This window comes from Intrasporangium sp., assembly GCF_036566125.1.
In the GTDB taxonomy this organism is placed as follows: Bacteria; Actinomycetota; Actinomycetes; order Actinomycetales; family Dermatophilaceae; genus Intrasporangium.
Genome location: NZ_DATCWX010000281.1, coordinates 1 through 25,096 on the forward strand (window position 1 = coordinate 1; position 25,096 = coordinate 25,096).

The following is a 25,096-nucleotide window of genomic DNA, read 5'->3' on the forward strand; positions in this document are numbered from 1 at the left end:
CCTGCCGCTCGTCCTCGCGCCCACCGGGTTCACCCGGATGATGCACCATGAGGGCGAGCGGGCCGTCGCCCGCGCCGCTGCCCGTGCCGGAATCCCCTATGCCCTGTCGACGATGGGAACGGTGTCGGTCGAGGACGTCGCGGCCGTCGCACCCGACGCGGAGCGCTGGTTCCAGCTCTACCTGTGGCGGGACCGGGAGGCATCGCTGCAGCTGATCCGGCGCGCCCGCGAGGCCGGGTACTCGGCCCTGGTCCTGACCGTCGACACGGCGGTCGCCGGCCGGCGCATCCGGGACGTGCACAACGGCCTCACGGTGCCACCCTCGCTGACCCTGCGCACGCTGGCGGACATGTCGATCCACCCATCCTGGTGGTTCAACCTGCTGACGACCGAACCGCTCGAGTTCGCCTCGCTGACGCATTCCGGCGGCACCGTGGCCGAGCTGGTGGACCGGATGTTCGACCCGTCCGCGTCCGTGGCCGAGCTCGCCTGGCTGCGCGAGCAGTGGCCGGGCCGGATCGTCGTCAAAGGCATCCAGGACCCTGAGGACGCACAGGTCGTGGCGGGGCTCGGCATCGACGGCATCGTCGTGTCGAACCACGGTGGTCGGCAGCTCGACCGCGCGGCCACCCCGCTCGAGGTCCTACCGGAGATCGTCGACGCGGTCGCAGGCCGGACCGAGGTCCTGCTCGACACCGGGATCATGGACGGCGCCGACATCGTCGCGGCCGTGGCCAACGGGGCACGGGGCTGCCTCGTCGGCCGGGCCTACCTCTACGGGCTCATGGCGGGAGGGGAGCAAGGCGTCGACCGAGCCTTGAGCATCCTCCGGGACCAGGTCACCCGCACCATGCGACTCCTCGGCGTGACCTCGCTCGACGAGCTGACCCCGGATCATGCGATCATCCGCCGACGGGACCCGCAGGCCGACGACGCCACCCCATGACGCGCGTCGGTCGGTTCCGACCGATGCCGAGTTCGGATTCAGTTCAGTCTCAGGAGGAAACTTGCGTACCAATCTCTTTCGCATCGCCATTACCGCGACGGCGATGCTCGCCCTCACCGCTTGCGGCGGCAACGGCGACGGTGGTGACAACGGCCAGACCGGTGCGGCCGGCGGGCTGAAGGGCCAGGGATCGGGCGACTCGTGCACGATCTCGAGCACCATCCCGGTCGGCGCGGCGCTCAGCCTGACCGGTGCGGCCGGCAGCTACGGCACCTCGCAGCAGAAGGGCCTCCAGCTCGCCGCCGAGCAGCTCAACGCCAAGGGTGGCGTGAAGTACGACGTCAAGGTCGAGGACGACCAGACGGATCCGAGACAGGGCATCACGGTCTTCGAGGGCTTCGTCAACGGCGGCAAGAGCATCATCATCGGCCCCACCCTGTCCAACACCGCCTTCCAGGCCCAGCCCATCGCCCAGGAGGGCAAGACGCCCGTCCTCGCCATCTCCAACACGGCCTCGGGCATCACCGCGCAGGGTGACTTCATCTTCCGTGACTCCCTGACCGAGGCCCAAGTCATCCCGCAGACCATCAAGAAGGCCAAGGAGAAGTACAACCTGACCAAGGTCGTCGTCATGTACAGCAACGACGACGCCTTCACCGAATCGGGCTTCAAGGTCTTCGAGGAGGCGCTCAAGGCCGAAGGGATCCAGAACCTCGAGACGATCACCTTCTCGAAGGCGGACACCGACTTCCGGGCCCTGCTGACGCAGGCGAAGGGTCACAACCCGGAGGCCCTCGTCGTGTCCGGCCTCATCGAGGCGGCCATCCCGCTCGTCACCCAGGCCCGGGAGCTGGGCATCACCGTCCCGATCATCGGCGGCAACGGGTTCAACAACCCGAAGCTCATGGCAGACGCCGGCGAGGCCGCTGAGGGCGTCGTGGTCGGTGCCGCATGGAACTCGGCGTCCGCGAACGAGCTCAACACCGCCTTCCTCAAGGACTTCCAGGCGAAGTTCAACGCGGCTCCCGACCAGTTCGCCGCGCAGGCACACGCCGGGCTGACGCTCATCGACCACGCCGTCCGGTCGGGCTGCTCGGGCGAGCGCGACGCGATCCGGGACGGGCTGACCAAGATCAGCAACGTCCCGACGGTGCTCGGCGAGGTGTCCATCAACGAGAACCGGGACGCGGAGCATCCGGCGGTGGTCCAGGTCGTCCAGAACGGCAAGTTCGCCGTGCTCGAGTGATCGAGAGTCGGGCCGGGCGGCTGGGCCACACCCCCTGCCGCCCGGCTCGGCCGACCATTCGCCTCCGGACCACGAAGGACCCCCATGCAGCAAATCCTCAACGGCCTGTTCATCGGCTCGATCTATGCGCTGTTCGCCATCGGCTTCACCCTGGTCTTCGGCATCCTCGACCGACTGAACCTCGCCCACCCATCGGTGTTCGCGGTCTCGGCGTTCATCGGCATCGAGCTCGTCGCGGATGGCGGCCTGTCCATCTGGGTGGCACTGCCCATCGTGCTCCTTGTTGGCGCGGTGCTCGGGCTCATCATTGAGCGGCTCGCCTTCCGGCCGCTGAAGAACCGACCCGACGCCCACTTCGCGGGGCTGATCTCCTCCATTGCGCTCGCCGGGATGTTCATCGCCCTGTTGCAGTGGCGCTACGGTCCGGACACGCGCCGCTTCCCGGCCGGGTCGTTCCCGGAGACGCCGATGCAGTTGGCCGGCGTCTCGGTGACCATGCTCCAGCTGGCCATCCTGCTGATCTCCCTTGTCCTCATGGTCGGTCTGAGCTGGCTGGTGGCCCGGACTCGGCTCGGCCGGGCCATGCGCGCCATCGCCGAGAACCCCAGGGCCGCGCGCGTCCTCGGCGTCAACGTGGACCGGGTCACCGCTGTGACGTTTGCCATCTCGTCGGCCCTTGGCGCGGTGGCGGGCGCCCTCTTCGCGATGAACGTCAACTCCGCGCAGCTGGGAATGGGCTCGGCCATCGAGCTCAAGGGGCTGGCCGTCATCATCGTGGGTGGGATGGGGTCTCTGCCCGGCGCTCTCGTCGGCGGTCTGGTCCTCGGCCTTGCGGAGGTCTTCGCCGTCCAGTACATCGGCAGCTCGTGGCGCGACCTGATCGCGTTCGGGCTGCTCTTCGTCATCCTCCTCGTGCGTCCACAGGGCCTCTTCGGCAGCCGGAAGGTGCGGGAGGTCTGATGCTGACCGATGCGACCCTGACCTTCGTCGCCCTGGGCGCGATCTTCGCGTACTCGTTCTATGCCGTCCTCGTCGCCGGACAGCTCAGTCTCGGTCAGGCCGGCTTCGCCTCGCTCGCTGCCTTCACCGCGGCCACCCTCGCGCCCAAGCCGAGCGACGCCGGCGAGGTGCCGGCCCTGCTCATCGCCATCGTCATCGGCATGGTCGTCGGTGCCGCGGCCGCCGTCGTGCTAGGCCTCCCGACGATGCACCTGCGCGGCGTGTACCTGGCCATCGCGACGCTCGCCTTCGCCGAGGCGGTCCGGATCCTCATCCTCAACCAGGAGTGGACGGGAGGCGCCCAGGGCATGTCCGTGCCGAAGGTCCTCACGCCGGGCATGGCGTGGATCATCCTGGCGGTCGTCGCCTACTGGTTCGCCCGGATGGGCCGCTCCCGCTACGGCCGCGCCCTCGAGGCGATCCGCGAGGACGAGCTCGCCGCCCGCGCCATGGGCATCGACGTGGGCCGCCACCGGCTCTCCGCCTTCGTCACCGCTGGAGCGGTCGCCGGACTCTACGGCGTGCTCTGGGCCTACTACGTGCGCCTCATTGCTCCGGAGGACTTCGGCTTCACGGCAGCGATCGATGGTCTCGTCACGGCGGTCGTCGGCGGCTCGACGATGTTCGTCGGCCCGCTCCTCGGCAGCGGGTTCCAGACCCTCGTCCCGGAGATCCAGCGAGCGCTCGGCGTCGAGGCCGGCTGGATCAGGCCGTTTGTCGCAAGCACCCTGCTGCTCGTCATCATCCTCTTCCTCCCGGGGGGCCTGGCCAGTCTCTTCCGGCGCCGTCTCCGGATGCCCAAGAAGCGGGCGACGGACGACCAGGGCCTGCACACCCGCAGTCATCCGGCTCCCGGCGAGCTGCTCGCCAGCCTCGAGGGGCTCACCAAGGAGTACGGCGGAGTCCACGCCGTGCAGGACGTGGACCTCCAGCTGCACAGCGGAGAGGTCCTCGGCCTGATCGGCCCGAACGGCGCCGGCAAGACGACCTTGGTCAACATGATCAGCGGCCTCACCCCACCGACCTCCGGCAGGGCGACCGTCCTCGGCACGGAAGTCGGACGTGTTCCGGTCCACCGGGTCGCCCAGGCGGGCGTGAGCCGCACGTTCCAGCATTCCAAGCTGTTCAACCGGTTGTCCGCACTCGAGAACGTCCTCGTCGGCGGCCATCTCGTCAGTCGGCCCTCGTTCCTGCGTCGGCTGCTGTGGCTGCCCTCGGCCCGCCGGGACGAGTCGGCCGCCCTCGAGCACGCGGCCACGTGCCTCGAACGCGTTGGCCTTGGCGACCTCGCGGGCAGCCGGGCGTCCACTCTCTCCTACGGCGACCAGCGCCGCCTCGAGATCGCGCGGGCGCTGGCGTCGGACCCGAGCCTGCTCATCCTCGACGAACCCGCGGCCGGCATGAACCATGTCGAGGCGAGTCAGCTCTCCGACCTGATCAGCTCGCTCGCCGCCGACGGCCTGACCATCCTGCTCATCGAGCACAACGTCGGCATGGTCCTCAGCACCTGTGACCGCATCGTCGTGCTCAACTTCGGCAGGGTGATCGCGACCGGGACCCCCGCAGAGATCGCCTCGAACCCAACGGTCATCGAGGCCTATCTCGGCTCTGCCGACGACACCCGTCCGACCGATCGCACCGAGCGGAGCCACTCGTGAGCCAGATCGACCCCGCCGCGGCTGGCGACACCGAAACGGCGAACCCTGCGAGCGCCGGAGGCACCGCGGGCAACGGGCCGATCCTCGTCGTCGAGGACCTCCACGTCGCCTACGGCCGGGTCGAAGCGGTCCGCGGAGTCTCCTTCTCCGTCGACCCGGGCGCCCTTGTCACTCTCGTCGGGGCCAACGGCGCGGGCAAGACGTCGATCATCAACGCGATCGCCGGACTGGTGCGTCCGAAGTCAGGACGGATCACCTTCGGGGGCCGCGAGATCACCCGGACCCCGTCCCACCGACTCGTTGGCGAGGGCCTGGTCCAGGTGCCGGAGGGCCGCCAGATCCTCGGCACGCTCACCATCGAGGAGAACCTCCACCTCGGCGGCTGGCACATCGGGGGTGCGTCCGCGGAGGCGCTCATGCAGACGTACGACCGCTTCCCCGTTCTGGGTGACCGCCGCAGCCTGCCCGCCGGCTCCCTTTCGGGCGGCGAGCAGCAGATGCTGGCCATCGCCAGGGCTCTGGTGGCACGCCCTCAGGTGCTGCTCATGGACGAGCCCTCGATGGGCCTCGCGCCCAAGGTGGTCGACGAGGTCTTCCGGGTCATCGAGGAGATCCGTGCCACCGGAACGACCATCGTCCTGGTGGAGCAGAATGCCCGGCGCGCGCTTCGGGCGGCAGACCACGGCTACGTCCTCCAGACCGGCGAGGTCGTCCATTCCGGGCCCGCCGCCGACCTGCTCGCCGATCCCAAGATCGTCGAGGCCTATCTCGGCGTGGAGCCCCCGCGCTGATCGCGCCCACGGACCACCGTGACTTCACGGCTGGGACCGCCACTGAACGCGGGTGAAGCTCAGCGGGCGCGGCCTCGGAGCTCGGCAAGGGCGGCGCGGTAGGTCGCGAAGTCGCGTGCCTCACCTGGGCCGTTGACCTCGCGCCAGGCCACGCGGCCGTCCCGGTCGAGCAGGAAGGTGGCTCGCAGTGGCGCCCCTTGGTCCTCGTTGAAGACCCCGTAGCGTCGGGTCACCTCGCCATGCGGCCAGAAGTCACTGAGGAGTGGGAAGAAGTGCCCCTCGAGGTCCGCCCAGGCCCGCAGGCTGTACATGGGATCGCAGGAGATCGTGAACACCTGCACGTCCCCGTCCTGGAAGTCCTCGAGACCGTCGCGGATCGCCCGCAGCTCACCGGTGCAGATCCCCGAGAAGGCGAAGGGGTAGAAGACCACGGCCGCGAACTTGGCGCCCCGGACGGAGGACAGGGTGACGTCCCCCCCATGTTGGTCGGGGAGGGTGAAGTCCGGAACCAGCTCGCCGACCTGCGGGGGGCCGACGTCTGGCTTCGGGCGGGCAGGCGTGGTCATGCCCGCCAGTGTGCCAGTCGGGCGAGGCCCGGGTGTCAACGGCGTGGCAGCGGCGTCAGCGGCGGGCACCCTTGGGCGGCATGAGCCGGGCACCGGCCCACTCCGATGCCACGTTGACCTGGCCACCCGTCGTCAGCCCCGCGGTGGACGCCGCTTCCTCGACGTCGCTCGCCTCGACGTGCCCGGGACGGCCCGACTTCGGGGTGAACAGCACGATGAAGCCCGCATCGAAGAGCTTCGTCAGCGCATCGACGAGCAGGTCGACGAGGTCGTCGTCCCCGTCCCGGTACCAGATCACGACACCGTCGGCGCCGTCGTTGAACTCCTCGTCCTCGAGATCGCTGCCGACGACATCCTCGATCGCGAACCGCAGGTCGTCGTCGACGTCGTCGTCGTATCCGAACTCCTGGATGATCTGTCCGGGCGCGAATCCGAGCTTGGCGAGGGACGCCGCTCCCGCGGTCGTGCTCACAGTCACCGTTCCTTTCGTCGGGGATGGGATCTGGGGGTGGGGTCGGATGGAGAGGGGTCACGCGTGCTTTCGATGCACACCAAGTGCACCGGCTCCGACGCTACCGCGCAACCGGTGTCCAACGCCGCGCTTCCGGTCACCCGGGCGTGCCCCGGTATCGGCCGGGTGTACCAGCCGACCGGTGCCCGGGCAGCAGACCCGGGTGTGACGCCCACCACGCTTTGGGGGAGGATAGGAGCAGCAGCGCTGCGACCAACCGGTCGTGACCGCGAGGCGACGAGAAAGGATCCACGATCGTGGTAGCCGAGGCCGGCCCCATCCTCAACGGCATTCCCAGTCAGCTCCCGGACATCGACCCGGAGGAGACCCAGGAGTGGCTCGAGTCCCTCGATTCGGTTCTCGACGAGAAAGGTCGGACTCGAGCGCGCTACGTGATGCTCAAGCTCATCGAGCGGGCGCGCGCCATGCAGGTCGGAGTCCCGTCGCTGACGGCCACCGACTACATCAACACCATTCCGCCGGAGCTCGAGCCGTGGTTCCCCGGCGACGAGGAGGTCGAGCGCGAGTTCCGGCGCTACATCCGATGGAACGCCGCGGTCCTGGTCCACCGGGCCCAGCGGCCGGGCATCGGCGTCGGAGGCCACATCTCGACCTACGCGTCGGCGGCCACCCTCTACGAGGTGGGCTTCAACCACTTCTTCCGGGGCAAGGACCACCCCGGCGGCGGCGACCAGGTCTTCTTCCAGGGTCATGCCTCTCCCGGCATGTACGCGCGCTCCTTCCTCGAGGGGCAGCTGTCCGAGTCACAGCTCGACGGGTTCCGACAGGAGAAGAGCCACATCGTCGACGGCAAGATCGTGGCGCTTCCGTCCTACCCGCACCCTCGGCTGATGTCCGACTACTGGGAGTTCCCCACGGTTTCCATGGGTCTCGGTCCGATGAACGCGATCTACCAGGCGCAGTTCAACAAGTACGTGCACAACCGGGGCCTTCGGGACACGAGCCAGCAGCACGTGTGGGCCTTCCTCGGCGACGGTGAGATGGACGAGCCGGAGTCGCGTGGCGCCCTGCAGATCGCCGCGATGGAGGAACTCGACAACCTCACCTTCGTCATCAACTGCAACCTGCAGCGACTCGATGGCCCGGTCCGCGGCAACGGCAAGATCATCCAGGAGCTGGAGTCGTTCTTCCGGGGCGCGGGTTGGAACGTCATCAAGGTCGTGTGGGGCCGCGGCTGGGATCCGCTCCTCGCCGCTGACCGCGACGGCGCACTCGTCAACATCATGAACCAGACGAGCGACGGCGACTACCAGACGTTCCGTGCGAACGACGGCAAGTACGTCCGCGACCACTTCTTCGGGCGGGACCCGCGCACGCTCAAGATGGTCGAGAACTGGACGGACGACCAGGTCTGGTGGGACCTCAAGCGCGGCGGTCACGACTACCACAAGGTCTACGCGGCCTACAAGGCTGCGATCGAGCACACCGGTCAGCCGACGGTGATCCTCGCCAAGACGATCAAGGGCTACGGGCTCGGGTCCCACTTCGCTGGCCGCAACGCGACGCACCAGATGAAGAAGATGACCCTCGAGGACCTCAAGCAGTTCCGCGACTCGCTGCGCATCCCGATCAGCGACGAGCAGCTCGAGTCGGATCCGTACCGCCCGCCCTACTACCACCCGGGTGCCGACCACCACACGGTCCGCTACGCCATCGACCGGAGGCAGAAGCTCGGCGGCACGCTTCCCCGCCGCAAGGTCGACTTCGAGCCGATCAAGCTGCCCGGCGACGAGGCGTACGCCCAGGTCAAGAAGGGCTCGGGCAAGCAGGAGGTCGCCACGACGATGGCGTTCGTCCGGCTGCTCAAGGACCTGCTGCGCGACAAGGAGTTCGGCAAGAGGGTCGTGCCGATCATCCCCGACGAGGCGCGCACCTTCGGCATGGACGCGTTCTTCCCGACCATCAAGATCTACAACCCCCACGGGCAGAACTACACACCGGTTGACGCCGAGCTGATGCTCGCCTACCGCGAGCACGAGCAGGGCCAGATCCTGCACCTGGGCATCAACGAGGGTGGGTCTGCCGCGGCGTTCATCGCGGCGGGCACGTCCTACGCGACGCACGGGCTGCCGATGATCCCGGTCTACGTCTTCTACTCGATGTTCGGCTTCCAGCGCACCGGTGACGGCCTGTGGGCGGCTGCCGACCAGATGACCCGCGGCTTCCTCATCGGCGCCACCGCTGGGCGCACCACCCTGACCGGTGAGGGGCTTCAGCACGCCGATGGGCACAGCCCGCTGCTCGCATCGAGCAACCCGGCGGTCGTCCACTACGACCCGGCCTACGGGTACGAGATCGCGCACATCGTCCAGGACGGGCTCCGCCGCATGTACGGGGAGGGCCAGTCGGGCGACACGGCCAACCTCATCTACTACCTGACGGTGTACAACGAGCCGATCGTCCAGCCGGTGGAGCCGGACAACGTCGACGTCGAGGGCATCCTCAAGGGGATGTACAAGCTGTCCGCAGCACAGACCGAGGGCTGGCAGCACACGCCGGCGCGCGCGCAGCTGCTCGCCTCCGGCGTCGGCGTGCCGTGGGCGCTCGAGGCGCAACAGCTGCTCGCCGATGACTGGGGTGTCGCCGCGGACGTGTGGTCCGTGACGTCCTGGAACGAGCTGCGCCGGGACGGGCTGGCTGCTGACGAGCAGGCTTTCCTCCGTCCCGAGGAGGAGCGTCGCGTCCCCTGGGTGACCCAGTGCCTCCAGGACGCAGAGGGTCCGGTCATCGCCGTCTCCGACTACATGCGAGCCGTGCAGGACCAGATCCGCGAGTGGGTTCCCGGCACCTACGCCTCGCTCGGCGCCGACGGCTTCGGGTTCTCGGACACCCGGCCGGCCGCTCGTCGCTTCTTCCACATCGACGGCCCGTCGATGGCGGTCCGCGCCCTCCAGCTGCTCGCCGCGGAGGGCAAGGTCGAGGCCGACGTCCCGAAGCAGGCGGCGCAGCGCTACCGCCTCGACGACGTCACGGCCGGCACGTCCGGCAACGCCGGCGGCGAGTCGTAACAGCCAGCAGACCTGCTGAGCCCGCTCCCGGCTGGGAGCGGGCTCAGCGGCATACGGCCGCTTGGATAACTATGCGTGACTATGCATATACTTGCAGTCGTGTCCAAAGTCTTGACGTCGCTCCCTGTCGGTGAACGAGTCGGGATCGCCTTCTCCGGCGGCCTCGACACCTCGGTGGCGGTCGCGTGGATGCGCGAGAAGGGCGCCGTCCCGTGCACCTACACCGCGGACCTCGGGCAGTACGACGAGCCGGACATCGGTTCCGTCCCCGGCCGCGCCGGGCAGTACGGAGCGGAGATCTCCCGCCTCGTCGACTGCAAGACGGCGCTCGTCGAGGAGGGCCTGTCCGCGATCGCATGCGGTGCCTTCCACATCCGCAGCGGTGGCAGGACCTACTTCAACACCACTCCCCTGGGCCGCGTCGTCACCGGGACGCTGCTCGTGCGAGCCATGCACGAGGACGCCGTCTCCATCTGGGGTGACGGGTCCACGTTCAAGGGCAACGACATCGAGCGGTTCTACCGCTACGGCCTCATGGCCAACCCGGAACTGCGCATCTACAAGCCTTGGCTGGACGCCGACTTCGTCAGCGAGCTCGGTGGTCGCCAGGAGATGTCCGAGTGGCTGACGGACCGGGAGCTGCCTTATCGGGCCAGTGCCGAGAAGGCCTACTCGACGGACGCGAACATCTGGGGCGCCACCCACGAGGCGAAGACGCTCGAGTACCTCGACGAGTCGATGGAGATCGTCGAGCCCATCATGGGAGTGCGGTTCTGGGACCCGTCGGTCGAGATCGAGTCCGAGGACGTCACGGTCCGGTGGGAACAGGGCCGGCCCGTTGCCATCAACGGCGTGGCGTACGCAGACCCCGTCGCGCTCGTCATGGAGGCGAACACCATCGGCGGCCGCCACGGTCTGGGCATGAGCGACCAGATCGAGAACCGGATCATCGAGGCCAAGTCCCGGGGCATCTACGAAGCACCTGCGATGGCTCTGCTGCACCTCACGTATGAACGCCTGCTCAACGCGATCCACAACGAGGACACGATCGCCAACTACCACGCCGAGGGGCGGCGGCTCGGGAGGCTGCTGTACGAGGGGCGTTGGCTCGACCCCCAGAGCCTGATGATCCGGGAGTCGATCCAGCGGTGGGTCGCCTCGGCCGTCACGGGCGAGGTCACCGTGCGCCTCCGGCGCGGGGACGACTGGTCGATCGTCGACACGACCGGCCCGGCCTTCAGCTACCACCCCGAGAAGCTGTCGATGGAGCGCACCGAGGACGCCGCCTTCGGCCCCGTCGACCGCATCGGTCAGCTGACGATGCGTAACCTCGACATCGCCGACTCCCGCGCCAAGCTTGAGCTGTATGCCGCTCAGGGCCTTCTCGGCGAACGGTCGGCTCAGCTGGTCGGCGAGCTCTCCCCCGGTGGCGCCGTGGCGATCTCGGCCAATCCGGCCGCGGTCGACGTGGACGCCCAGGACGACGCGCTGGACCGTGCTGCGATGGAGTTCGGCACCGACTGACTGGCTGGTTGGGGACCCCGGTCCCGATCTGGCGCGATGCAGCGCGACAACTCGTCGGTGCCCGGCGCGCCGCGACCTGACGCCCGATATGGGGCGGTATGTTCGCGCGCGTGGACTCGATGACCGAGCAGGTGCACGTCACGCGGCAGTACAAGCGAACGGACAAGCTCGAGACCCGCGCCGGCGTCTGGGGACCGGGTCCCGATGGTGTCACACCCGTGGATGTGCTGATAACTGCCGTTCTCTCGACCCGCCCGCGAGAGATCCTCGAGATCGGTTGCGGGACAGGCCAGTTCGCTAGATCCGTCCTCGACGCCATGCCGGACTGCGATTACCTCGCGACCGATCAGTCAGAGGCCATGGTCGCCGCGACCAAACGCCTTGGCGTTGCGGCACGACAGGCTGACGCGACGCAGCTGCCCTTCATGGCCGAGACCTTCGATGGCGTGGTCGCCGCATGGGTGCTCTACCACGTGCCGGACCTCGACCGCGCCGTTCGAGAGGCGCGTCGCGTCCTCCGGCCCGGCGGGCAGCTCGCCGTCGCGACCAACGGCGACCGCCACCTGGCCGAGCTCCTGCGCGAGGCCGGCGGCGAGCCCCTCGTCACGCAGTTCTCCTCCGAGAACGCAGCGGAGGCGCTGGGACGTCACTTCCGGCACGTGACCCAGCGCGACATCGAGACTCGCGCGACCTTCCCGGACCACGCCTCTGCGGTTGCCTATCTCGCGACGTTCTCCGAGGAGCTGGCCGCAGGACTCTCTTGGTTCGAGGGACCTCGGCAGTATGTGGGCTGCACCTCGATCCTCACGGCACGCTGACGGTTTGTTCGCCGCATGCGAAGCACCGCATCGCCCTCGATCGAGTGAACACCTTCTGGCCCGAAAGCTGTTCACTCGATCGGGTAGGGCGGGGGTGGGCGGGCCCCGCCGTAGGCTGAGGTCGTGACTGCAGCCGACCGGCGCCGACCGAGCAGCGAGACGTCGCGCGCCGTCGATCGCAGCGCAGGCGAGCTCGCTACGCTCGCCGCTCGCCGCATGGAGGAGAAGCTCGCCTGGTACCGCGAGCTCCCGGCAGCCGAGCGCTCGCAGGTGGGGCTCGTCGCCCAGGCCGGCATCTCGGAGTTCATCGCCTGGTTCAGGGGGAACGAGGACAGCGCGCCCTCGGCCATCTCGATCTTCGCCAACGCGCCGCAGGAGCTGACGCGCACGGTCAGCCTGCGCCACACCCTGGACCTCGTCCGGACCGTCGTCGAGGTCGTGGAGTCCCGCGTCGAGAGCCTGGCCGGCCCCGGCGACGAGCAGCTGCTGCGCGAGTCGGTGCTGCGGTTCAGTCGCGAGATCGCCTTCGCCGCGGCGGAGGTCTATGCGGGCGCGGCCGAGGCGCGGGGGGCCTGGGACGCGCGGCTCGAGGCCCTCGTCGTGGACGCCGTACTCCGAGGCGAGGCCGACGACTCGATGCAGTCCCGCGCTGCCGCGCTCGGCTGGGACGAGGTCGGGCACGTCACCGTCGTCGTCGGAACCACTCCCCTGACCGATGGCGGGGCTGCCGCGTCCGTCGATGCCCTGCGACGGGCCGTGCGACACGAGGGCGGCGAGGCGCTGGCCATTGTGCAGCGCACCCGGCTCATCGCGATCCTCGGCGGCACCGAGGACCCCCTGGCCGTCGTCGCGTCGGTGTCGGACCGCTTCGGGGAGGGCCCGATCGTCGTGGGACCGACCGTCCCCCATCTCTTCGCGGCAGGCCGGTCGGCGCGAGCGGCGTTGAGCGGACTCTCCGCCGCCCCTGCCTGGCCCGGAGCGCCGCGGATCGTGGAGTCGCACGCCCTGCTCCCGGAGCGCGCCCTGGCCGGCGACGTCCCGGCGCAGCGCCGGCTCGTGGACCAGATCCACCGACCCCTCGCCCGGTCCGCCCAGCGCACGCTCCTCACTACGGCCGAGGCCTATCTCGAGAGCGGTCGCTCCCTCGAGGCGACGTCCCGGGCCCTGTTCATCCACCCGAACACGGTCCGCTACCGGCTCGGGCGGATCGGCGACCTGACCCAGTTCGACCTGACGCAACCCCGCGACGCCTGGGCGGTCCGGATCGCCCTGGCCCTCGGCAGGCTCGCCGACGCGGAGCGCGCCACCCGCACGAGCTCGCGACCACAGTTGGAGGAAACCTCCAAACCGGTCCCATCGAGTTCGTGACATTCGGAGTCTCCATTCGGGCCCTCGATCAGGGAGGCTGGACTGGTGCTAGCGATCGTGTGCCCCGGACAGGGCTCCCAGTCCCCCGGCTTCCTCACCCCTTGGCTGGAGGTCGACGGCGTGCGCGACCAGCTCGTCCGCCTGTCCGAGGCGACCGGCATCGACCTCGTCGCCCACGGCACGACCTCGGATGCCGAGACCATCAAGGACACCGCGATCGCCCAGCCCCTCATCGTGGGCGCCGGGCTGATCTCGCTTCCACCCCTGCTCGGCGACGCCACCACCATGAACGGCGTCGGCCTCGTGGCGGGCCACTCGGTCGGCGAGATCACCGCCTCAGCCGCAGCGGGCGTCCTCGACGCGGGCGACGCGGTCGTCTTCGTCCGTGAGCGCGGTCGGGCCATGGCCACCGCCAGTGCCGCAACCCCGACCGGCATGGCCGCGGTGCTCGGCGGAGACCCCGACGACGTGCTCGCCACCCTCGAGCGCCACGGCCTCACCCCGGCCAACGTCAACGGAGCCGGGCAAACCGTCGCGGCTGGGACCCTCGAGCAGCTCGAGGCCCTCAAGGCCGATCCCCCGGCCAAGGCGCGCGTCATCCCGCTCCAGGTCGCCGGCGCCTTCCACACCCACCACATGGCGCCAGCAGTCAGCGTCCTCGAGGAGCTGGCCGGGACCATGCAGACCGAGGCCCCGTCGGTCACACTCCTCTCCAACGCGGACGGACGGGCCGTCAGCGACGGCCGCGAGGCCCTCGACCGCCTCGTGCGCCAGGTGAGCAACCCGGTTCGCTGGGACCTGTGCATGGAGACCATGCTGGAGCTCGGCGTCAGCGGCCTCATCGAGCTGCCCCCCGCGGGGACTCTCGTCGGCCTGGCCAAGCGGGCCATGAAGGGCGTCGAGACGCTCGCCCTCAAGACCCCGGACGACCTCGAGGCCGCCCAACGCATGATCTCGGCGCACGCCGGCACCGCCGCGGCGCACGCCGCCACCCCTTCCACACGAGTCGACGACGAGTGAGGCTTTTCCTGTGACTTCATCCACCACCATCCCCCAGCCCAAGGGCACCGGCGCGATCATCGATCCGGGCAACGCGCGCCACTCCCGCATCGTCGGGGTCGGCGCCTACCGGCCGGCTCGGGTCGTCACCAACGCCGAGATCGTGGACAAGATCAACTCGAGCGACGAATGGATCCGGGAGCGCTCCGGGATCGTGAGCCGCCACTGGGCGGCCGAGGACGAGAGCGTCATCGACATGGCCGAGCACGCGGCCCGGCAGGCCCTCGACCACGCCGGCATCACGCCCGACCAACTCGGCTTCGTCCTCATGGCGACGGTGACCCATCCGTACCAGACGCCCGCCGCCGCACCGGAGCTCGCCGCCCGACTCGGCTCGACCGCCCCGGCGATGGACATCTCGGCCGCGTGCGCCGGCTACTGCTACGGCGTGGCGACCGCCAGCGACATGGTCAAGGGCGGATCGGCCGACTACGTCCTCGTCATCGGCGTCGAGAAGCTGACCGACTTCACCGACCCCTATGACCGTGGCACTGCCTTCATCTTCGGCGACGGTGCCGGCGCAGCCATCATCGGCCCATCGGACACCCCCGGGATCGGCCCGACGGTCTGGGGCTCCGACGGTGGCCAGCGCGACGTCATCTCGAACCGGCACTCCTGGCTGGAGGTCCGCGACCGCTTGGGCGACGGCAGCGCCGAGGCAGCCCTGGCCGACGCGACCGAGGCCGCCACGGTGGAGGACGCGTCCAGGAAGGGCTGGCCGATGCTGACCATGGCCGGCCAGAGCGTCTTCCGCTGGGCGGTCTGGGGCATGGCTCCCATCGCGCAGCAGGCGATCGACCGGGCCGGCATCAAGGCCGACGACCTCGACGCCTTCATCCCGCACCAGGCCAACATCCGGATCGTCGACGCCATGGTCAAGCAGCTCAAGCTGCCACCGGACATCCCCGTCGCGCGCGACATCGTCACGACGGCCAACACCTCGGCAGCCTCGATTCCGATCGCCACGACCCGGATGCTCGCGGAGGGCGAGATCCCCAGTGGCGGCCTCGCCCTGCAGATCGGCTTCGGGGCCGGCCTGGTCTACGCCGCCCAGGTCATCGTCCTCCCCTGAGGACTCGTCGTTTCCCGCTTGTCCCGACGGGTACTCGGGGCCACATCACCAAGTGACACCATCACGTGACCACCTAAGGAGCAGACAGATGGCTCAGTCCGAGCAGGAGATCCTCGAGGGTCTTGCCGAGATCGTCAACGAGGAGACCGGCCTCGACACCGGGTCGGTGGAGCTGGACAAGTCCTTCACCGAGGACCTCGACATCGACTCCCTCTCGATGATGACGATCGTCGTCAACGCGGAGGAGAAGTTCGGCGTCCGCATCCCCGACAACGAGGTCAAGAACCTCAAGACGGTCCGCGACGCCGTCAGCTACATCGGCAGCGCCCAGGGCTGAGCGACCCTCCTCAAAACCCGCATGGCTGGGTCCCGCCGAGAGGCACGGACCCAGCCCAGCGGCATACGGAATCACCACAACGCACGAACCACCCGACTTCACCTGACGAGGAGCACCTCACCATGACGTCCAACCGACGCGTCGTCGTCACCGGCCTGGGCGCCACGACGCCCGTGGGCGGCACCGCCCCTGAGACGTGGGAAGCCATTCTCGCCGGACGCTCCGGAGCCCGCACGATGGACTTCGACTGGGTGGCCAAGTACGAGCTGCCCGTGACCTTCGCCGCCACGATCGCGACCCACCCCTCGGAGGTGCTGGCCAAGGTCGAGACGAGGCGCCTCGACCCCTCCAGCCAGTACGCCCTTATCGCGGCCCGGGAAGCCTGGGCCGACGCCGGCAAACCCGAGGTCGAGCCCGAGCGGCTCGGCACCGCGATCGGGTCCGGCATCGGTGGCGTGTGGACGCTGCTCGACCAGTGGGACACCCTCAAGGAGAAGGGACCGCGCCGGGTCTACCCGCTCGCCGTCCCGATGCTCATGCCCAACGGCCCATCGGCCGCGGTCTCGCTCGAGCTCGGCGCCCGCGCCGGCGTCCACACCCTCGTCAGCGCGTGCTCGTCCGGTGCGGAGAGCATGGGCTACGCGATCGACATGATTCGCACCGGTCGGGCTGACGTGGTCGTCGCCGGCGGCACGGAGGCTGCGGTGCATGCGATGCCGATCGCCGGTTTCGCCGCGATGCAGGCCCTCTCGACCCGCAACGACGAGCCGGAGAAGGCGTCCCGGCCCTACGACACCGAGCGTGACGGCTTCGTCCTCGGTGAGGGTGCCGCCGTCATCGTCCTCGAGTCCGAGGAGCACGCCCGGGCTCGCGGCGCTCGCATCTATGCCGAGCTCGCCTCCGTCGGCCTGTCCGCCGACGCGCATCACATCACGGCCCCCGAGCCGCAAGGGTCCGGCGCGTCGCGCGCCATGGTGCTCGCCGTGGAGGGGGCCGGCCTGTCCCTCGGCGACATCAGCCACATCAACGCGCACGCCACGTCGACCCCCGTCGGCGACGTTGCGGAGTACAACGCGATCAAGCGTGCCTTCGGCGACCTGACCGACGACATCGCCGTCACGGCGACGAAGTCCATGACGGGTCACCTCCTTGGTGCTGCCGGCGCGCTCGAGGCCGTCCTCACGATCCTCGCCGTCCACCACCGCACCGTGCCGGCGACGATCAACCTCGACAACCAGGACCCCGAGATCCCGCTCAACGTCGTCACGGGCGAGCACCTCACGCTCCCCAAGGGCGACGTGGCCGCGCTGAACAACTCGTTCGGCTTCGGCGGTCACAACGTGGCCCTCACCATCACGAGCGTCTGACGACGCAACCACACTCGGACGTATGCCGCTGGGCTGGGTCCGCGCGAGAGGCGCGGTCCCAGCCCAGCTGCTTGGGTCAACCAACCGGAGGTTCCGGAAGGGCCACGCTCGGAGCATGGCTTCCGAGGTCGTACTTCCGGTTGGTTGACCCATCCCCCAAGCGAAACCGGCCAGCGGCACACGTCAGGCGGTGCGTGGCTGGTCCCGAGGTGACGGGCGGACGTTGCCCGGCAGGTCGGTCGTGACTCGCCCCTTGGAGAGCAGCTCCCCACCCCAGACGCCCCACTCGCCACGCTCCTCCGCGGTCGCGAGACAGGACCGGACCAGCGGACAACCGCGGCAGACTGCCTTGGCCAGTGCGGCTTCCGACTCGGTCGCGGGCCAGAACAGCTCCGGGTCCTCCGCGGTGCACGGCGGCGTCACGTCGCCGAGCTCGAACGGGTGGTGCGTCGCCGCGGTGAAGGCCTTGGAGTCGAACAGGTCCCGGCCGAGCGGCCGCGGGTGCGCCCGTTCCGCAGTACGCGGTGCGGTCCTGAGGTGCAGGCGGTTCCTGGTCATGCGACGAGCTCCTTTCCGGGTCGCGTTGGGGTGGTGGGTGCGGCCATGCTGGGCATCCGCGCATCGGCTCGGGCGAAGCGGAGCTGCACGCGGGTCGGGACGTAGGGCTGCCACCGCAGGGGCATGCGGGCCTCGTCCGGGGTCTGGTTGCCCTTGCGGGCGTTGCAGTCATCGCACGCTGCCACCGCGTTGAGCCAGGAGGTGGCGCCCCCGCGGGACCGAGGCTGGACGTGGTCCATCGTGGTGGCGTTGAACCTGCCGCAGTAGGCGCACTGGCCCTTGTCCCGGAGCAGGACGCCCTCGCGCGAGTAGGTCGCCCGGGTCCGGGAGTAGAGCCACTTCATCTCGACGTAGCGCACGAGTCGCACGACGAGGGGTACCTGGTACGGACCGAAGGTCTCGGACTCGTGCACCTCCACCGGGGTGGCGATCCCCCGCCAGATCATCTTCACCGCGTGCCGCACGGACACCCGGTGCAGGAGCGTCTCGTCGGCGTTCCACACCTCGACCAGCGTCATCGTCGCCACCTCCCTCCAGTCTCGTGTCTCCTCATCATTCGTGCTACGCCTCTGGGCCCGCGTGCGCTGGCGACACGAGAAGAGCCGCCGACCGGGGGTCCCGGCGGCGGCTCCTGTCTGAGCGCTGGCGGCTCATGCTGGACAGGCGTCGCGGTCGGGACGACGACGGGTGCCGCACAGGTGCTTCCGGCGGCAGGACTGGACGAGGCTCGGGTAGACCCGTGCGACATCGCGGGGTTCGCGATTCGCGTGCGGGGTGAAAGCCGTTCTCATGGCCTGCCTTCCAAGAAACATTCGGTTGGGCGGCGCCGCCCGAGCGCGGCTCCGCACCGGTCAAGCGTCGCACGTGGAGGTCGTTGTCTCACATTGGTTTTCCACAAACAGATCGGGGCCCGGACGCACGAACCGTCCGGGCCCCGGGGAAGCCCACTCGCGGCGCTGGAGACAGGCGCCGGAGTGGGAGCGTCAGCCGACCTTGTGCAGCCACCTCACGGGAGCGCCCTCGCCGGCGTAGCGGAACGGCTCGAGCTCCTCGTCCCACGGGACTCCGAGCAGCCGGTCGATCTCCTCCTGCAGTGCGTCCGCGTCGCCGCGGCTGCGAATCATCGCGTCACGGAGGCGGTCCTCCTGGATGACCGCGTCGCCGCTGACGCTCGTCATCGTGTGATGGATCCCCAGGCTCGGCGTGAAGGACCATCTCGACCCGTCAGAGACGGCGGTCGGGTCCTCGGTCACCTCGTAACGCAGGCCTTCCCAGCCGCGGAGGGCACTCGCCAACTCGGCGCCAGTGCCCACCGCGCCCGTCCAGGAGAGTTCCGTGCGCACCGTGCGGGGCAGGATCGGCTGCGCGATCCAGTCGAGTGAGATGCGCTGGTCGAGGACGGCCTCGATCGCCCACACGATGTGGGGGCACAGTGCCGTCGGGGCACCATGGATGAACACCACCCCGCGTGTGGTGTAGCGCGGGGAACGCGGCATCGCGACAGACATCCTGACCTCCTCACGTGCAAGGGACGTCTTCCCCAACGACCTCGCGCGTGTCGGTCAGCTCGTGCTGTCGGACATAGATGAAGTTGTATGCCGCTGGGCTCACTTCCGTGAGCCCGTGACCATTGTGCACCACGAGACCCATGCGTACCAGCAATTCTCGGCAGTCTGGCGTGGATCAGGCCGTCATGCGTCGTTGGGGACGCCTGGGAACAGGTAGATCTCTCCGTCGCGGATCTCGAGCTTGTGGCTGGCCACGGGCTTGGTCGCCGGCAGGCACATCACCTCACCGGTGCGTAGGCAGAAGCGGCTCGCGTGGAGTGGGCACTCCACCTCGCCGGCCTCGATCCAACCCTCGGCGAGAGAGGCGTCTTCGTGCGAGCAGGTGTCATCGAGGGCGTAGTAGCTGCCGTCGTCATCACGGAAGAGCGAGATGGGCTCCTCTGTTCGCGTCAGGTCCTCGGGCAGGACGAGCGCTTCGCCCGGCTCGACGTCGTCGACCGCCGCGACGCGGATCCCCTCACCCATGCTGCTCCTCACCTTGCGTTCCCGGTCGAGCCTAGGACGTCGAGGAGGAGCGACCGGCGCCGGGGTGGGTAGACTCGCTGCGCCCACGATGCAGTCGTGGCGTCCGGGGCAGTAGCTCAGCCGGTTAGAGCAGCGGACTCATAATCCGTCGGTCCAGGGTTCAAGCCCCTGCTGCCCCACCCACTTCGCGCCGTCGACAGCTGTCGGCAACGGCGTGCCTGACGCGACGCGTGGCCCGGGCCCCTCTCGACCGAGCGGATCAGGCGGGGAAGGGATGCGGGCCGAAGCGGCCCCACGCGACGAAGATGGCCAGCGCGAGATACACGAGGTCGGGCACCACCGTGGCCCGCTCCCCGCGGCGGAGGCGCATCGTTGCCGCTCCAACGAACAACAGCGCCACACAGCTGGCGGTGACCGGCACGAGCCCGGGCGCGATGCCCAGCACAGCAGGCAGGATCAGTCCGGCCGCGGCGAGCAGCTCGAGGGCCGCGATGGCGCGGAGCGCGCCCGGACTGAAGTCCTGCACCCACTCGGCGGCATGGCTCACCGAGGCGATTCGCTCCTTGGGCACGAAGGCCTTGGACGTGCTGACGAGAAGGACGGCGGCAAGCAGTCCGGCAACGATCCACAGGGCGAGGTTCATGGTTCTCCTTGGTCGGGAATGGTTTCTTGGCCAGAGCTCTGACCACCATGAAGACGACGCCGGCCGCCGTGGTGTGACAGCGGGTCCGGGTGACTGTCACAGCGAGGCCGGCTCCCCGTCTCTTGGCGGATCAGGTGGGGCCCTGGTCGACCACGCGATCCTGGAGGCAAGTCGGTCAAGCCGATGAGCGAGGTATCCCGGTTTGCCGGGCAAGGGACCGGAGCCTGGCGGCCGCGCGCTGGAACGACCGCACGGGCTGGTGGGGCGTTGCCTTTGGGGTTGACGGGCCTTGCGCCTCCGCCAACGTCCCGAATGAGCAGAAACGGGTGATCCCGCCTCGTGTGGCGGTCACAATGGCGACGTGGCTGCTATGGCGAATGACGCCCTCTTGTCGTCGCACCAACCGCCGCCCGAGTCGAGGTGGGTGGATCTCGGCGGGCCGGTCCACTATGTCGACTACGGCGGTCCGGAGGACGGACCGCTGCTCCTGCTCGTGCATGGACTCGGCGGTTCGGTGCTCAACTGGGCTGCGACGGCGCCGAGGCTTGCCGAGACGTGTCGCGTCGTGGCGATCGACCTCGTCGGCTTCGGACGCACGCAGACGCTCGGGCGGTCACCGCGCATCGGCGACAACCTCGCCCTCCTGGCCCGTTTCATCGACGAGGCCATCGGGCACCCGGTCATCGTGATCGGAAACTCAATGGGCGGCCTGCTGGCACTGCTCCTCGCGGACCTACGTCCGGATCTCGTGTCCGGTTTGGTCCTCGTGGACCCAGCAGTCCCGGTCGGCCCGATGGCGCGCCCGGACCCCCTCGTCACGCTGATGTTCGGCGCTTACGCCGCCCCGGCCGTGGCCCGAGTGTTCATGTCTCGTCGGCGCAGCCTGGTACCCGCCGAGGCGCAGGCGATGGCAGTCCTTCGGCTCTGCTGTGTCGACACGCGGCGAGTGCCAAAGGACGTTGTCCAGCAGCACCTGCTGCTGGCTCGCGAGCGGCAGGACCTCCCCGACGTCGACGCCGAGCTCATCGTCGCGGGACGCTCTCTGGTCCTCGTTCTGGCCCGGCGCCGGTGGCTCTACGCACTGATGGGCCGGATCAGCGCGCCCGTACTCCTGCTCCACGGGTCGCGAGACCGACTCGTGCCCATCGCCGCGGCGAGGACCGTGGCACGGCGGAACCCGACGTGGCGGTTCGAGGTCGCCGAGGACGTTGGCCACGTGCCCCAGCTCGAGGTGCCCCGGTGGACCATAGACCGCATCAGCGAATGGCTCCGCTCCGAGGGTGCGATCGCGGTCCTCGGTGCGCGCCCTGAGCTCACGCCCTAACTTCTTGCCGCCTCAGTAGCCCGTGAACCATGTCGTGCGTAGATCGCATCGATGTCGCCGGCGTACCGCTCCATGACCACCTGGCGCTTCACCTTGAGGGTCGGAGTGAGCAGGCCTCCGTCCACGGTGAAGTCCTCCGCGAGGACGGCGAACTGCTTGATTGCCTCGGCGTTGGACACCGCCTTGTTGGCGTCGTCGACCGCCGTCTGCAGCTCGGCGAGCAGGGCCGGGTCCTCGCGCAGCTGCTCGATCGATGCCTGCTCGGTCCGCCCCTGCTCGGCTTGCCACTGAGGTAGCACCTCGGCGTCGATCGTCACTAGCGCCGCGACGTACGGGCGGCGGTCGCCGACGACCATGCACTGGCTGAGCAGCCAGTGTGCTCGGAGCCGGTCCTCAAGGATGGCGGGGGCAACGTTCTTGCCGCCCGCGGTCACAATGAGGTCCTTCTTGCGTCCGGTGATCGTCAGGTAGCCCTCGTCGTCCAGTGAACCCAGGTCACCGCTGCGGAACCAGCCATCCTCGTCGAAGGCCTCCCGCGTCGCCTCCTCGTTGCGCCAGTACTCCTGGAACACGGTCCCGCCCTTGAGGAGCACTTCTCCGTCATGGTCGATCCGGACGGCGCAGCCTGGCACGGGTCGGCCGACTGTCCCGATCCGCTGCTGGCCCGGCACGTTCAGGGTGACGCCGGCACACGTCTCGGTCAGGCCGTACCCCTCGAGCGGGTTGACGCCGACACCGCGGAAGAAGTGGCCCAGCCGAGCTCCGAGAGGCGCTCCACCGCTGACGATGTAGGCGACCTCCCCGCCGAGGGCGGCTCTCAGAGTGCCGTATACGAGGCGGTCGAACACAGCGTGGCGAAGCCGCAGGAGCAGACTGGGCCCGCCGCGATCCAGGGACTCGCTGTACTCACGGGCCGTGGTGTCGGCGAGGCCGAAGATCCAGCCCTTGCCCTCCGACCCGGCCTTGTGCTTGGCGGTGTTGTAGATCTTCTCGAAGACGTACGGCACGGCAAGGACGGCGGACGGCTTGAAGTCCTTGATGAGGGTGACGGCCTTCTTGGCATCACTGCTGTGCGCCAGGTGCACTCGGTTGTGGACAGCAGCCAGCTGGATGACGCGAGCGAGGATGTGAGCGACCGGGATGAAGAGCAGCGTCTTGCTCTGGTCGTTGAAGACCAGCTTGGTGACGTTCCTGGCGGCGACGACGTTGCGGACCTCGTACAGGAGGTTGGCGTGGGTGATGACGCAGCCCTTAGGCCGTCCGGTCGTCCCGGAGGTGTAGATGATGGTGGCCAGCGAGTCGCTCGGTCGCGACGTGCGTCGGCTTTCGACCTCCTCTGGAGCAATGTCACGGCCGGCGGCGGCAAGCGCCTCGAGGTCACCGGCGTCGAAGGTCCACACGGTTCGCACGTCGGCCGCGCTGTCGCGAACGGACTGGACGGTCGCGGCCAGGTCGGCGTTGGCAACGAAGATCCCGACGGCACCAGAGTCACGCAGGATCCAGTCGACCTGTTCTGCTGAGGACGTCTCGTAGATGGGCACGGTCACGCCTCCTGCCGTCCAGATGGCGAAGTCGCAGAGCATCCACTCGAAGCTCGTTCCTGCCATGATCGCGACACGGTCGCCCGGCGCCAGGCCCCAGGCCATGAGACCGGCCGCGACATCGGTCACCTGGGTGGCGAGCTGCGCATGTGTGACCGGCACCCAGGCACCATCAACAAGGCGCGAGTAGCCGACCTCGGACCCGTGTTGTCGTGCATTGAAGAAGACGTCGTCGGTGAGGGTGTCGTCTGGTTCAGGTGTGTAGCGGGCGGGCTCAGAGAATTCATGCATGACGCACCTCGGAGAATGTAGGAGGAGTGCTTGCGGGAGGAGTTGAGAGCGCGATCAGCTCGGTGATCGCCTGATGGATGCCGTCCGACAGCACATGTAGGTCGCCGACGGAGTCGTGGTCCCCGGTGATCCCCCATGCCAGCCCACCGGCATACGATGCGACGCCGATCGTGATCCGCAGGTCGACGCCGAGGGGGATGTAGGGGTACAACTCGGTCATTCGCCGGCCCAACAGGTAGAGCGGCTGCTGCGGCCCGGGGACGTTCGTGGTCACGGTGCTGAAGATTCGTTGCGGGCTGTGCGCCCACGCCTTGACGCCCAGGGCGAAGAGGCTGCCCGGCAGCAGATCAGCGGCCCCCAACAGAGCATCCACGCCAAGAGCCGTCCCGCCGTTCTTCAGGGCCACGAGCTGCGCCGTGACGGCATGGAGCCGATCGAGCGGATCAACGAGTCCGACTGGCAGGTCTGCGAACACCGCCGACACCCGGTTTCCCAACCGGCCGCGCTCATCGAGGTGACGTGTCGAGACAGGGATCATCGTGCGCAGCGTCCGCCCCTCGACCTGCTGGCCTCGGGACTGCAGCCAGGTGCGGAATCCGCCGGTGATGGCGGACAGCACAACATCGTTGACCGTCCCGCCGTGGCGGTTCTTTACCTCCTTGACGGCGTCGAGGTCGACGCGGACCCATTCCCAGTCCCGGCGGGGCCCCAGCGGACCGTTGAGACCCAGCTCCAGATGCGTCACCTGCTCGCCGAAGCGCGCCATGCCCATGACCTCCGCCATGCTTTTGGGCATGGCCTTCGGGCGCAGGGCGCGCGCCACTCTCTGGACGGTACGGACGGGAGAGGTAGCCATCTCGACAAGCGCGTCCAGCGTCAGCTGGACTGCCGTCGGCTCCCCTTCCGGGGTCCACGGAGACGGCGACGGCGTCTCCGGCACGGTGGCGTCGGGACTCGTCGTGAGCAGCTTGGTGATGATGTCCGCCCCGGAGAGGCCATCGATCATCGCGTGGTGGTTCGTGTTGACGAGCGCGAAACGTCCGTCCTGCAACCCCGTCACGAGCCACGTGTGCCAGAGGGGCCGGTCAAGGTCGAGGGGGCGTGAGATCAGCTGTGCGGCCAGGGCGCGCAGGGCAGCGTCGGTGCCGGGCGGACGCAGCGTGCGGTGACCGACGTGGTCGCGCAGGCGGAACCGGGGGTCATCGACCCACACCGGGAGGGCGAGGTCGAGCGGGACCCGGCGCACATGCTGCCGGTAGCGCGGCAGAGCAGACAACGGAGCCTCGATCGCCCGGCAGACATCGTCGTACGGTGGGGCCGGCCCCTCGAAGATGAGAGCGGACCCCACATTGAGTGCCTGCACGTCACGCTCGAGATTTAGGAAAGACGCGTCGAGCGGGCTCAGCCGTCGCATC

At 69.0% G+C, this 25,096-nt stretch carries 23 protein-coding genes and 1 tRNA gene; 15 read left to right on the forward strand and 9 right to left on the reverse strand.

Annotated features, from left to right (window positions below; genetic code table 11):
• From VIR15_RS17125 to VIR15_RS17145, 5 genes are all read left to right on the forward strand, one after another.
• A partial coding sequence (locus tag VIR15_RS17125; protein WP_331929940.1) for an alpha-hydroxy acid oxidase occupies positions 1 to 946 on the forward strand: 946 nt, incomplete at its 5' end.
• A 61-nt stretch (positions 947 to 1,007) separates the two neighbouring features.
• Complete coding sequence (locus tag VIR15_RS17130; RefSeq protein ID WP_331929942.1) at positions 1,008 to 2,192, forward strand: ABC transporter substrate-binding protein; 1,185 nt, start codon at positions 1,008 to 1,010, stop codon at positions 2,190 to 2,192.
• A gap of 84 nt (positions 2,193 to 2,276) precedes the next feature.
• The gene (locus VIR15_RS17135; RefSeq protein WP_331929944.1) at positions 2,277 to 3,152 is read left to right on the forward strand and encodes a branched-chain amino acid ABC transporter permease; all 876 of its coding nucleotides are present in this window, start codon (positions 2,277 to 2,279) and stop codon (positions 3,150 to 3,152) included.
• A complete protein-coding gene (locus VIR15_RS17140) occupies positions 3,152 to 4,849 on the forward strand; it encodes a branched-chain amino acid ABC transporter ATP-binding protein/permease (protein WP_331929946.1) in 1,698 nt (565 codons plus the stop codon). Before VIR15_RS17135 ends, VIR15_RS17140 begins: the two co-directional genes overlap by 1 nt.
• Entirely contained in the window at positions 4,846 to 5,640 is a 795-nt protein-coding gene (locus tag VIR15_RS17145) for an ABC transporter ATP-binding protein (protein WP_524538105.1), read from the forward strand. The genes VIR15_RS17140 and VIR15_RS17145 overlap by 4 nt, the downstream gene beginning before the upstream one ends.
• A 59-nt stretch (positions 5,641 to 5,699) precedes the next feature.
• On the opposite strand, the gene VIR15_RS17150 is transcribed toward VIR15_RS17145, so the two are convergent.
• Positions 5,700 to 6,206 carry a peroxiredoxin gene (locus VIR15_RS17150; RefSeq protein ID WP_331929948.1) on the reverse strand — a complete coding sequence of 169 codons (507 nt, stop codon included), beginning with the start codon at positions 6,204 to 6,206 and terminating at the stop codon, positions 5,700 to 5,702.
• 55 nt (positions 6,207 to 6,261) lie between these two features.
• Positions 6,262 to 6,678 (reverse strand): DUF3052 domain-containing protein, encoded by a 417-nt coding sequence (locus VIR15_RS17155; RefSeq protein ID WP_331929950.1) that lies wholly within the window; start codon positions 6,676 to 6,678, stop codon positions 6,262 to 6,264.
• A 296-nt stretch (positions 6,679 to 6,974) separates the two neighbouring features.
• Here VIR15_RS17155 and aceE point away from each other — a divergent pair, with 296 nt between their 5' ends.
• The 8 genes from aceE (at position 6,975) to fabF (ending at position 17,291) form a co-directional block, all read left to right on the forward strand.
• Entirely contained in the window at positions 6,975 to 9,746 is a 2,772-nt protein-coding gene (gene aceE / locus VIR15_RS17160) for a pyruvate dehydrogenase (acetyl-transferring), homodimeric type (RefSeq protein WP_331929952.1), read from the forward strand.
• A 99-nt stretch (positions 9,747 to 9,845) separates the two neighbouring features.
• Positions 9,846 to 11,270, forward strand: a complete 1,425-nt coding sequence (gene argG, locus VIR15_RS17165; RefSeq protein WP_331929954.1) for an argininosuccinate synthase — start codon at positions 9,846 to 9,848, stop codon at positions 11,268 to 11,270.
• Positions 11,271 to 11,389: 119 nt separating this feature from the next.
• Entirely contained in the window at positions 11,390 to 12,088 is a 699-nt protein-coding gene (locus VIR15_RS17170) for a class I SAM-dependent methyltransferase (protein WP_331929982.1), read from the forward strand.
• Between the two features lie 123 nt (positions 12,089 to 12,211).
• Positions 12,212 to 13,456, forward strand: a complete 1,245-nt coding sequence (locus VIR15_RS17175; protein WP_331929956.1) for a PucR family transcriptional regulator — start codon at positions 12,212 to 12,214, stop codon at positions 13,454 to 13,456.
• A 45-nt stretch (positions 13,457 to 13,501) separates the two neighbouring features.
• The gene (locus tag VIR15_RS17180; protein WP_331929958.1) at positions 13,502 to 14,476 is read left to right on the forward strand and encodes an ACP S-malonyltransferase; all 975 of its coding nucleotides are present in this window, start codon (positions 13,502 to 13,504) and stop codon (positions 14,474 to 14,476) included.
• Between the two features lie 10 nt (positions 14,477 to 14,486).
• Entirely contained in the window at positions 14,487 to 15,587 is a 1,101-nt protein-coding gene (locus tag VIR15_RS17185) for a beta-ketoacyl-ACP synthase III (protein ID WP_331929960.1), read from the forward strand.
• 88 nt (positions 15,588 to 15,675) lie between these two features.
• Positions 15,676 to 15,924 carry an acyl carrier protein gene (locus tag VIR15_RS17190; RefSeq protein ID WP_331929962.1) on the forward strand — a complete coding sequence of 83 codons (249 nt, stop codon included), beginning with the start codon at positions 15,676 to 15,678 and terminating at the stop codon, positions 15,922 to 15,924.
• Between the two features lie 122 nt (positions 15,925 to 16,046).
• On the forward strand, positions 16,047 to 17,291 hold the full coding sequence (gene fabF / locus VIR15_RS17195) for a beta-ketoacyl-ACP synthase II (protein WP_331929964.1): 1,245 nt from the start codon (positions 16,047 to 16,049) through the stop codon (positions 17,289 to 17,291).
• A gap of 183 nt (positions 17,292 to 17,474) precedes the next feature.
• On the opposite strand, the gene VIR15_RS17200 is transcribed toward fabF, so the two are convergent.
• The 4 genes from VIR15_RS17200 to VIR15_RS17215 form a co-directional block, all read right to left on the reverse strand.
• A complete protein-coding gene (locus tag VIR15_RS17200) occupies positions 17,475 to 17,849 on the reverse strand; it encodes a WhiB family transcriptional regulator (protein ID WP_331929966.1) in 375 nt (124 codons plus the stop codon).
• A complete protein-coding gene (locus tag VIR15_RS17205) occupies positions 17,846 to 18,367 on the reverse strand; it encodes an HNH endonuclease (RefSeq protein ID WP_331929968.1) in 522 nt (173 codons plus the stop codon). Before VIR15_RS17205 ends, VIR15_RS17200 begins: the two co-directional genes overlap by 4 nt.
• A gap of 465 nt (positions 18,368 to 18,832) precedes the next feature.
• On the reverse strand, positions 18,833 to 19,357 hold the full coding sequence (locus VIR15_RS17210) for a DUF3145 domain-containing protein (RefSeq protein ID WP_331929970.1): 525 nt from the start codon (positions 19,355 to 19,357) through the stop codon (positions 18,833 to 18,835).
• 183 nt (positions 19,358 to 19,540) lie between these two features.
• On the reverse strand, positions 19,541 to 19,882 hold the full coding sequence (locus tag VIR15_RS17215) for a non-heme iron oxygenase ferredoxin subunit (protein ID WP_331929972.1): 342 nt from the start codon (positions 19,880 to 19,882) through the stop codon (positions 19,541 to 19,543).
• Between the two features lie 105 nt (positions 19,883 to 19,987).
• Here VIR15_RS17215 and VIR15_RS17220 point away from each other — a divergent pair.
• Positions 19,988 to 20,061 (forward strand) — tRNA-Ile (locus tag VIR15_RS17220).
• A gap of 80 nt (positions 20,062 to 20,141) precedes the next feature.
• Here VIR15_RS17220 and VIR15_RS17225 read toward each other — a convergent pair.
• On the reverse strand, positions 20,142 to 20,525 hold the full coding sequence (locus VIR15_RS17225) for a DoxX family protein (protein ID WP_331929974.1): 384 nt from the start codon (positions 20,523 to 20,525) through the stop codon (positions 20,142 to 20,144).
• Positions 20,526 to 20,895: 370 nt separating this feature from the next.
• On the opposite strand from VIR15_RS17225, the gene VIR15_RS17230 reads away from it, so the two are divergent.
• Positions 20,896 to 21,849, forward strand: coding sequence for an alpha/beta fold hydrolase (locus VIR15_RS17230; protein WP_331929984.1), 954 nt, complete (start codon positions 20,896 to 20,898; stop codon positions 21,847 to 21,849).
• Here VIR15_RS17230 and VIR15_RS17235 read toward each other — a convergent pair.
• Both VIR15_RS17235 and VIR15_RS17240 read right to left on the reverse strand, forming a co-directional pair.
• Positions 21,846 to 23,681 (reverse strand): AMP-dependent synthetase/ligase, encoded by a 1,836-nt coding sequence (locus VIR15_RS17235; RefSeq protein WP_331929976.1) that lies wholly within the window; start codon positions 23,679 to 23,681, stop codon positions 21,846 to 21,848. The genes VIR15_RS17230 and VIR15_RS17235 overlap by 4 nt on opposite strands.
• Positions 23,674 to 25,096: wax ester/triacylglycerol synthase family O-acyltransferase (locus tag VIR15_RS17240; RefSeq protein ID WP_331929978.1), on the reverse strand; the 1,423-nt coding region annotated here is incomplete at its 5' end. The genes VIR15_RS17240 and VIR15_RS17235, both read right to left, overlap by 8 nt.

Excerpts from the sequence above, each read along its gene's own strand:
- fabF (WP_331929964.1), top strand. The coding sequence starts at position 16,047 with ATGACGTCCAACCGACGCGTCGTCGTCACCGGCCTGGGCGCCACGACG.
- VIR15_RS17235 (WP_331929976.1), bottom strand. The coding sequence starts at position 23,681 with ATGCATGAATTCTCTGAGCCCGCCCGCTACACACCTGAACCAGACGAC.
- VIR15_RS17150 (WP_331929948.1), bottom strand. The coding sequence starts at position 6,206 with ATGACCACGCCTGCCCGCCCGAAGCCAGACGTCGGCCCCCCGCAGGTC.
- VIR15_RS17140 (WP_331929946.1), top strand. The coding sequence starts at position 3,152 with ATGCTGACCGATGCGACCCTGACCTTCGTCGCCCTGGGCGCGATCTTC.
- VIR15_RS17215 (WP_331929972.1), bottom strand. The coding sequence starts at position 19,882 with ATGGGTGAGGGGATCCGCGTCGCGGCGGTCGACGACGTCGAGCCGGGC.
- VIR15_RS17190 (WP_331929962.1), top strand. The coding sequence starts at position 15,676 with ATGGCTCAGTCCGAGCAGGAGATCCTCGAGGGTCTTGCCGAGATCGTC.
- VIR15_RS17230 (WP_331929984.1), top strand. The coding sequence starts at position 20,896 with ATGGCGAATGACGCCCTCTTGTCGTCGCACCAACCGCCGCCCGAGTCG.
- VIR15_RS17205 (WP_331929968.1), bottom strand. The coding sequence starts at position 18,367 with ATGACGCTGGTCGAGGTGTGGAACGCCGACGAGACGCTCCTGCACCGG.
- VIR15_RS17210 (WP_331929970.1), bottom strand. The coding sequence starts at position 19,357 with ATGTCTGTCGCGATGCCGCGTTCCCCGCGCTACACCACACGCGGGGTG.
- VIR15_RS17225 (WP_331929974.1), bottom strand. The coding sequence starts at position 20,525 with ATGAACCTCGCCCTGTGGATCGTTGCCGGACTGCTTGCCGCCGTCCTT.
- VIR15_RS17200 (WP_331929966.1), bottom strand. The coding sequence starts at position 17,849 with ATGACCAGGAACCGCCTGCACCTCAGGACCGCACCGCGTACTGCGGAA.
- VIR15_RS17170 (WP_331929982.1), top strand. The coding sequence starts at position 11,390 with ATGACCGAGCAGGTGCACGTCACGCGGCAGTACAAGCGAACGGACAAG.
- VIR15_RS17135 (WP_331929944.1), top strand. The coding sequence starts at position 2,277 with ATGCAGCAAATCCTCAACGGCCTGTTCATCGGCTCGATCTATGCGCTG.